General features: G+C 37.6%; 11 protein-coding genes, 2 pseudogenes and 1 riboswitch. Of the genes and pseudogenes, 1 reads left to right on the forward strand and 12 read right to left on the reverse strand.

What is annotated here, in order from left to right; all coding sequences use genetic code 11:
* Positions 1-133: 133 nt before the first annotated feature.
* The 11 genes and pseudogenes from ACZYRN_RS05550 to ACZYRN_RS05600 form a co-directional block, all read right to left on the reverse strand.
* On the reverse strand, positions 134-358 hold the full coding sequence (locus ACZYRN_RS05550; protein WP_488910497.1) for a hypothetical protein: 225 nt from the start codon (positions 356-358) through the stop codon (positions 134-136).
* A gap of 139 nt (positions 359-497) precedes the next feature.
* Positions 498-677 (reverse strand): XtrA/YqaO family protein, encoded by a 180-nt coding sequence (locus tag ACZYRN_RS05555; protein WP_488910498.1) that lies wholly within the window; start codon positions 675-677, stop codon positions 498-500.
* 158 nt (positions 678-835) lie between these two features.
* Positions 836-1,018, reverse strand: a complete 183-nt coding sequence (locus ACZYRN_RS05560; protein ID WP_488910499.1) for a hypothetical protein — start codon at positions 1,016-1,018, stop codon at positions 836-838.
* A 268-nt stretch (positions 1,019-1,286) separates the two neighbouring features.
* Positions 1,287-1,748 (reverse strand): annotated as a pseudogene (locus ACZYRN_RS05565) (phage terminase small subunit); the annotation flags it as partial.
* 114 nt (positions 1,749-1,862) lie between these two features.
* Positions 1,863-2,159, reverse strand: a complete 297-nt coding sequence (locus ACZYRN_RS05570; protein WP_488910500.1) for a hypothetical protein — start codon at positions 2,157-2,159, stop codon at positions 1,863-1,865.
* Positions 2,160-2,290: 131 nt separating this feature from the next.
* Positions 2,291-2,485, reverse strand: coding sequence for a hypothetical protein (locus ACZYRN_RS05575; protein WP_488910501.1), 195 nt, complete (start codon positions 2,483-2,485; stop codon positions 2,291-2,293).
* A 212-nt stretch (positions 2,486-2,697) separates the two neighbouring features.
* Positions 2,698-2,937 carry a hypothetical protein gene (locus ACZYRN_RS05580; RefSeq protein WP_488910502.1) on the reverse strand — a complete coding sequence of 80 codons (240 nt, stop codon included), beginning with the start codon at positions 2,935-2,937 and terminating at the stop codon, positions 2,698-2,700.
* 372 nt (positions 2,938-3,309) lie between these two features.
* Positions 3,310-3,786: a DNA-binding protein gene (locus ACZYRN_RS05585; RefSeq protein ID WP_488910503.1), complete on the reverse strand. Its 477-nt coding sequence runs from the start codon at positions 3,784-3,786 to the stop codon at positions 3,310-3,312.
* Positions 3,787-3,899: 113 nt separating this feature from the next.
* Complete coding sequence (locus tag ACZYRN_RS05590) at positions 3,900-4,223, reverse strand: hypothetical protein (protein ID WP_488910504.1); 324 nt, start codon at positions 4,221-4,223, stop codon at positions 3,900-3,902.
* 52 nt (positions 4,224-4,275) lie between these two features.
* A riboswitch (cyclic di-GMP riboswitch) is annotated at positions 4,276-4,362 on the reverse strand.
* 339 nt (positions 4,363-4,701) lie between these two features.
* On the reverse strand, positions 4,702-5,193 hold the full coding sequence (locus ACZYRN_RS05595) for a sigma factor-like helix-turn-helix DNA-binding protein (RefSeq protein WP_488910505.1): 492 nt from the start codon (positions 5,191-5,193) through the stop codon (positions 4,702-4,704).
* An 11-nt stretch (positions 5,194-5,204) separates the two neighbouring features.
* Positions 5,205-5,315 (reverse strand): hypothetical protein, encoded by a 111-nt coding sequence (locus ACZYRN_RS05600; protein WP_488910506.1) that lies wholly within the window; start codon positions 5,313-5,315, stop codon positions 5,205-5,207.
* 512 nt (positions 5,316-5,827) lie between these two features.
* Here ACZYRN_RS05600 and ACZYRN_RS05605 point away from each other — a divergent pair.
* Positions 5,828-6,046, forward strand: coding sequence for a hypothetical protein (locus tag ACZYRN_RS05605; RefSeq protein WP_488910507.1), 219 nt, complete (start codon positions 5,828-5,830; stop codon positions 6,044-6,046).
* Positions 6,047-6,323: 277 nt separating this feature from the next.
* On the opposite strand, the pseudogene ACZYRN_RS05610 reads toward ACZYRN_RS05605, so the two are convergent.
* Positions 6,324-6,481, reverse strand: a pseudogene (locus tag ACZYRN_RS05610) (GNAT family N-acetyltransferase); the annotation flags it as partial.

The following is a 6,481-nucleotide window of genomic DNA, read 5'->3' on the forward strand; positions in this document are numbered from 1 at the left end:
AATGAGTAAATAAAAAGGACACCAAGCTCTAAAGCAGGTGTAAACCTACTCTAAAGGTTGATGTCGTCGGTTTTTCCGTTGGGACGTTGATTATTTAGTTGTTATATTTTGTTCTCGAACTGTTGAGTAATTATTATAATTCTAACAGCAATTGTATAGATGGATGCTCCTCTAATTGTTGCTGTCTTTGTTTTAATTGCTCCCCTTTATACACCCAACCAACCGCTTCTTTTTCCCATATTTCAATTGAGAGTTCATACGGTTCATAAAGCTCGTTACTTTCCTTCCTAAAACCAGCTTTTATTGTTATTTTATCGCATGAATCGTTGAGTTTAGACCAGTATACCTTTCTCAGCATTGCACCCCACCTCTTTCCTTTTACTGTATTTTATTCAGCACTTGCTCACCTGTCTGTATTTCACGCTAAATTTATCTTTTAATTCTGAACTAATACCATTTAGCGCTCAACCCAGCTTGATTTTTTACTCTACTGTCCATTAAATTTTCCGTTTCTGCGTTGTCTCCAGACGATCGACCTTGCTGCCCATCGTAATAATGACTGTTTTACCATAATCCGGCAACTCATGTGGAATCAATTGACCATCCTTTACCACATATATTGTTTTGTTGCTCATTAAATCTATTTCAGCTGTCATTTTTTTCGTATCAATTTTCATACTATAGGACGCCCCCATAATTAAATAACGCTCTTGGTAGCCTTGGAGTTTGGAAAGCCCCTTGGCTTTTTATGTGTAAACTTTTAAATAGCGGGTATATAGTTTTTGTAGACGGTGTCACCGTCACCTCACCTTATCGTATTTTGACTATTTTACAGTCAGGCTCCGTCCTGGCTATTTTTTATTGCGAAATACACTCCTGCTCCCTCACCAATTTTTAAACATTCCATAGAAAAGACTATTACTATACCGGCTATATCTGGCTGCTTTTCTTTACTGCTTAATCCGTTCATATTTGTCATAACCGCGGTGACGATCTCCTGTTGAACAAAAACTACCATTCCATGCCTTCTGGGAGACGAGCCGTTATTAAACCCACTTTGTATGCTTTCTGTTCAATTTCCTTCCGACTCAATTCATGTACACCTGATCGCACAGCCTCCACCACAATGGATGTCTACACCCACCTTACGAAAGAAAGACGCACAAAGTTCAATGACGTTCTCCGAAATTACATGGAATCAAATTAAATATGGTCAATTTATGGTCAGTGAGTGCAAAAAAGGCAAAAAAAAATAGCCCCATAATTTATGATTATAATTGGCTTTTTTCTTTCGCCACATCATCCTTATCTTCAACATACATAATTTTCTGCGCCCGAATAATAGCAGCATATTGAATCTGAATCTGTTGCCAGATCAAATCAGCGGCAGAGAGCTCATTCATACTGTCCATAATTTCAAGCGTTTCCTCCGGCAGAAACTTCGCAAAGAAGCCATGCTTCTGAGCGTTTGAGTTTCGTTTTGGAGGCGCTGCTGTTTTATTGCCTTTATTGCCTTTTCCATTAGAGTTACCAACGGGTGCGCCCTTCTTTTTGGTTGCATTCTTCTGCTCCGTCGTTGCAACCTTTTCGCTTTTATTTGCACCCTTTTTTGTCGGATCTCTCGACCAACCTTCACGACTTTTCCGACTCTTTAAGGTACCGAGTTTTACATCATGCTTTTCTGATAATACGGCAAGTGTAATTTTTGTTGTTTCCCACTCTTTTCGTATTGCATCCCAGTTGACCATGTCACATCACCGCCGCCTCCTATCTTCAATTTCACATCGTATCAACCCCTTATGGCTATTTGATTTGTTTATTTTGGGCATAAAAAATAGCACCCCATAAGATGCTCACTTTAATCAATGTTTAAAACTTTCTACTTCGTCATCTTCAATTTTCTTTGCAGCTATCAAAGACTCTAAAAGAATTTGGTAGAAACTATAATTGAATTTATAATTGGGGCTCTGTGTCAACTTTCGATACCGCTCTTGAATCTGTTCCGTAATAACTAAACCTTTGTGTTTCTTCTCTAAACATAAAATAGACTCGATTACCCATGATTCAAATTTCGCTGAAGTAAAGTACTTCTTTCCGTCACTATCCTTCTGCACTTCTGATTTTAATGTTTCACCTTCACTAATTAGTTTATTAATCACTTTGCTTACCTCCGCTTACCCACTATTTCAACAAAAGGAGGTGTTTTCCTAATCAATTCCTTGCCGCTAATCGCTTAGTTTATTTTAGTCATGAAAAAAGCACCCGAAGGAGGATCCATATTATTCTTTCGTCACAGTATACGAGCTTTAATATTGAATGAGCTGTCGTCACTTTTAGTAATGTTTACTATTTCGATTATTCCATCATCCTGTAGCTTTGCAGCTGCTAAGTATTTAGCATCCATATCTTCTTTCGTATTACAGCTAATTACTATGTGTTTTCCGTCTGCCTCTTTTAACTTTGTTAACAATACATCATGCGACATAGTAACACCTCCCTTCGTCTTATCTTTATCCTTTCGACAAAAAGAGATAATTTCCTGCAAGACCGTTTCCCTTAAGTAGATTAAACAATTATCTTATCTTCAATATTCCCGTTATTTTCTCTCAGTTTCATATCGTACCACCCCCCCCCCTTGCGCTAGTTGCTTTGTTTATTTTGGGCATATAAAATAGCACCCCGCAGGATGCTTAGATTTCATGTATTTTCACTTATATAGTTCTGCCCACTTTGGGTTACTGCAGAATTCCTATAAATATTTGTAATAAATTTATTACCCGGTCCACCAAACAGTAGTGTTAAACCAGTTGCCAATTCATTAGATTTAATGAATTGCATAGCACTTCCAAATTCATCCAGTTCAATTCCGTAATTAGCTTCAGTAGGTCTTTTACCACTGTTTATGTCCATGAGTATTCTTACCACCAAATCGTTCATGTTGACCACCTCCTTTTGCCTTACATTTCGATAAAAGGAGATAATCACCTCTTTCTCCAGACACTCTCTCATAGATAGTAGCCGTATGATAAAAAAGGTTTCATTCTGAACATAGAAAAAAGACCCCAACAGGATCGTTAGGGTATACAGTCAAAGGTAGAGATAGGGTAAGGATATTGATTATTTATATAACCTTTTAACGTGAAGCTTAAACTTATTTTCTTACTTGCAGAGGAGAGACACTCGGTTTTGAGTGACTCAATTCGTTTTGTACGTTGCCCTACTTTTTATTTACCTTCTCATATATACGTCATCCGTACGACAAAAAACAGCCTTTTCCATGAAACAAGAAAAAGACTGCCCTTCCGATCTTCAATTTTCATTTTCAAACGCTCTAATTTTACAACGTGCGTAACAACGCTCAACGCTAACTCTACTTCTATTCAGCTTCTCGGCAATCTCTTTGGAACTGAAACCTTCTTTTTTCCATTTTAAAAGGAGGTCAATTTCTTTTATAGTCCAACGTTTATATGTCTTTATTTTCTTATCTGCGTTAGTTTGGCGAGCTCCATCCACCCAATCTGGTTCAGGAGGCAAGGCACGTTTTTCAATGATACTGAAATCAATTTTCTCTTGGTTTTGTTCAGCCCATTTCCAAAAAGAATGAACGTCTATGAAGTAGAATTTTCGTGTATAACAGGTTATACGCGAGGTTGCTTCAAGTCCATGAAACTGAATCCAATTGTATACTGTTTTTCTATCCACATGCAATGCTTCGGCCAGCTCACTACTTGTTAAGAAGCCTGTCGCGTTTTTGGTATTCCCAAGACCTATTCTCTTTATTTTCAACGAGACAGCTGCCTCACTCCGATCAAGCTGTTTTGCGATCGCTGATAGGGAACAAGCACCTACACGTTTTTGTAGGATATAGACATCTTTATCTGTCCAATTTCGCCTCATCCTTATTGTCCTATCCTTTTATCTTCGTAAATAAATTGGAGTCGGCTTTCCGCTCCTTTAGAATCCATGGATAAACCAATCAAAACTGCTAACGTGTTATCTTTTTCTGAAAGTTTGCTCATCGAACGGAAAACATTGGGTTTATGCTCTTTTATCAATGTCATTATTTCAATAATAAGTAACACTCTTTCTTGAGCATTTCCCCTAAGTAAAGATCGCAAAAACCTTGAAAATACTAAAGCAGAATCAAAGTCATCCGGATAGTTTTGTAATAACAAAAAAAACTTTTCAATGTTCACTTTTAATTCATTTTTTCCTCCCCGCATTTTTCACCCTTCCTTAAACAGTTATTGATCCAAATACGGGGTTAAAACCCTATTTGGCAACCTGGCTGTCATCGTTCATATGAACATTAGACCCATGGCTTTGCGTCCTTACCTTTCGATAAGTTTGCCTTTTTCATTAAGAATTTATATACATTAAATCATGTCGAATAATGTCCGTCAATAAAAATAGTAATTATTTCAATTTTTCAAAACAATTAGAACTATTTTATATTATTGTTTATTCAGCCTATATGAGTAATTAAACCGGTTTATTCAATAAAAAACCATCCTATATACTCAGTTCACAGATGAGATACATATCCCAACTACTTTATGATCTATTTTCAAGTTCCTTAACTCCTATTGTTTGATCTTCATATAAACTTGACAGCTTTACTGTAAAAGAACCAACTTCCTATACAAGGCAGAAATTTGACTAATCTGCCTTGTATTAATGAAGCATAGCAATCAACCTTTCTCATGAAACAAGAAAAAGGTTGCCGTTTTTCCGCTCTTCAATCTTCCTCTCCGCCCGTTCTAAATACGTTTGGACGGATGACTTCGTGATGCCAAGTAATTCAGCTGTATACTCAAAAGATAATCCTTCTGCCCTAACCAGAGTAAACACATCTTTCTCCCTCATAGTTAAATCACCAAGCACGTCATCTAGTAGCCATTGTTCATCAGCTGTGATCTTTCTTTCTTCCTTAATCGCTCGATTTGGTATAAGAGCTTCAATCAATTTAGGATCCAAAGTATAAGCACCTGTGCGATCTGCCCCACGCCTTGCATCTGGATTCCGACCGGACGCCATCCATTGAATGGCAAACTCTGTTTCGCTGATTATGCTGTTGATCAATGTCTTATCCTGCAAATCGTTTTCCGTTAATTCGGCTTTCGATTCAATAGCTGCCTTCATTTCCTTTAGCCCCCGCAATGATTGTTTGTATTCATAAATGAGTGTCCGCATGGTTATCCTCCTTATCCTTTATATGCTCCACCTTTGCCGCGTCGTAACGTCCGCATATCCATTCCCATTAAGCTTCTCAGTTCACGCTGAGATAGCTTCTGCTCTTTCAAACTTGAATTCATCACGATCGCTCCTTTTCTCAATAAAAAAGGACACCAAGCTCTAAAGCAGGTGTAAGGCTACTCTAAAGGTTGATGTCCGTCGGTTTTTCCGTTGGGACGTTGGGTATTTAGTTTTTACGTTTTATCCTCGTACTTCCCATCTCACAGATCACATTTTCACTACTTGAATCGTCATCGCATATACTGAAAACAAATAGGGGCTCTTTTTCCCTCCTATTTAAAAGCATTTTCTATTTCTTCTTCAGCAACTATTCTTATTATGGAATAGTTGCTTTTGGGTCTGCTGAATATAATTTTGATTGCTGCACATAAATGTTTCTTGACTGGTTAAACTTTTATTACGCGAATTCCCCATTTTGCGTATAAATGTTTTACTCCCATGGGCCGAGGTATTGACCCCCCCCCTCGGCTTTTTGTCCCTTAATATCGTCCTGCAGGGCGTTTATCTAGTAACGTAAAGCTGAATTTTAGCTATTTCTGAATTTCCAGCCGGTTAGAGAGGAGTGCAAATAATGTCTTTGGATAGCTTAAAAGATCTGTTAGACACGTTATGTTATTACAACGCGGTCGACATCACTCACACCTTTGAAAAAGACGGACAATCTATAGCATCAGTTTGCTGTTTAAAAAACACTTCTATACTTGAAGTTACAAGGGCTCAGACTCAATCCATTGAACAATATGAAAGTGTAGAGGAAGCAGCTCTTGCAATAGAAAGATTGGTCAATTAACCATTCATGTATAATTCGAACTTTAATCGTCCATAATATAAACGAGGGATTTTACCCTCCCTATAATTAAATAGTCTTGTATTGGAAGGGATACCCAGCGGTCATCCCTTCCTTTTGATCGAACTATTTATTGAACTGATTACATCCTCACTCTTCAAATCGTTGCTGCATATGCTAAAAATAGATAGGGGTCCCTCCTACTCAACCGTTCACTTTGAAGCAACTATTTCCGTCCAAAAATAGTTGCTTTTTTGTTCGTACTGTTGACTAACAACTTCTACAAATCTTGCGATAATCGAACCATATCCCTGCACTGTATATCATTTTCAAAAATCTCTTCTGAATAGTGTTTGATGAAAAAATCTCTGTCAACACCAGTAATTCTAAAACCACATTTTTGATAGAGAGCTAATTGTCCTATACTTGAATTTCCAG

The sequence above is a fragment of the Domibacillus sp. F004 genome, from assembly GCF_057814295.1.